Raw genomic sequence first — 1,549 nt, forward strand, 5'->3', positions numbered from 1 at the left:
ACCCCGCCGGTACCCCAGCCGGCATCCCAGCCGGCATCCCAGCCGGCATCCCAGCAGGCACCTCCAGCCGGAGTCACCGTTGGCGAGAGCCGGGGCGCACGGGCGTACCACCGGCGCACCGGGGAAGGTGGGCAGGTACACCGGAGGTGTGCGTATGACAGAGGCAGAAGCCGAGGCATCGAAGCCCGGCCGGCGGCCACGGCGACGCGCCGGGGAGCCGGACCGCCGTACCGACCGCACGGAACAGACGGATCGGGCAGAACGCAAGGACCCGACGGACGCGGAGCGGCTCCGCCGTCGGGCCCGCTTTCTCCGAGAGCTGAACGAGGCGAAGGAACTCCGCGAGCGCGTCCACCCGCGCCGTTCGCGCGCCGCCCGCAGACGCCAGCAGGCACTGCGGATGCGCACGTTCCGCTGGTGAGCCCGGCGTGCACTCCGCCGGGGAGGGTCGGAGCGGCATGCGCCGGAACGCTGCCGGTGGACAGCTCTGCGTCGCGAGTTGTCACAGTGAGTCGTCGCAGGCGGGGGCGCGGGTAAACGTTCGGGCAACAGTCGGGCAAACAGCACGGCGACGCACTGCCGAAGACCCTTCGCACAGCCCGGGTTTCTGCCACGATGCCCGATGGGGCGGGGCACGGTCCTCGTCAGCACTCGGGCACCTCTTGAATCAGTGGGAGAGTCACGGTGTATTTCGCCGCGCTGCTCGCGCGCACCGAAGACGGGTGGGAAGCGAGCGACACAGAGCTTGACGATGTGGAGACCCTGGCCGACCTGGCCGATCTGGCCCGGGAGGCCACGACGGACGACGAGACAGTGCTGGTCTGCATCGAACAGGAGGGGGAATGGTTCGGCGTCGTCCGCGTGGACGGTGAGGACGACCCGCGCGTCTACGTGTCCGACGCCGCGGCGGCGATGCGCAGCTCGTACGGCGAAATACTGCTGTCCGACGAGCTGCTGGGCCGCCAGCCGGAAGACCCCTCGGCGCTCGACCAACTCGTGGACCTGGACGGCACGGAGGAGGGGGAGCCGGAAGGCGCCGAGAACGACGACGACGAGGAGGAGGCCGAGCGCACCGCAGTCGCCGACGCGGAAAGCGCACCCGCCGGACCACTGGGCGATCCGGACGTCCTTTCCGACCTGGGCATGGACGGCAAGGCGCTGCTCTCGCTCGTGCCAGAGGACGCGCTGGCCGAGGTCGCCGAGGCACTCGGCTGCACGGACGTCCTGGAGTCCGTGCGCTGACCGCCCCGGGCCCGGACCCGACGGCGGGCCGCCTCGGCGCGGCTCGCCACCAGGCAGGCGTCCGGGCCCGCGTCCGGGTTCGAACGCGGGCCCGGACGCCGGCCGGCCGCGCGCCCGGGCGCGGGTTCGCACGCGCGCCCGGCCGCGGGTTGGGGGCCGGCCCGTGGCACGTGGCGGCACAGGCACCCGGCACCCGGCACCCGGCGCCGTATAGCGAGGCGCTGGCACCGCATAGCGGGGCGCCGACACCGGACACTCGTCGCTCAGCCCAGGCCGGGGCGCCGGGTGGCCGCGCCCCGGCCTGGGC

At 73.5% G+C, this 1,549-nt stretch carries 2 protein-coding genes; both read left to right on the top strand.

The window, feature by feature from the left end; genetic code table 11:
• The first annotated feature begins 154 nt into the window (after positions 1-154).
• Positions 155-421, top strand: coding sequence for a hypothetical protein (locus AB8Z75_RS34500; RefSeq protein ID WP_369209027.1), 267 nt, complete (start codon positions 155-157; stop codon positions 419-421).
• A gap of 263 nt (positions 422-684) precedes the next feature.
• Positions 685-1,242, top strand: a complete 558-nt coding sequence (locus AB8Z75_RS34505) for a hypothetical protein (protein WP_369209029.1) — start codon at positions 685-687, stop codon at positions 1,240-1,242.
• Positions 1,243-1,549 lie beyond the last annotated feature (307 nt).

Origin of the sequence: Streptomyces sp. PU-14G, from assembly GCF_041028275.1 — a bacterium.
Taxonomy (GTDB): Bacteria; Actinomycetota; Actinomycetes; order Streptomycetales; family Streptomycetaceae; genus Streptomyces.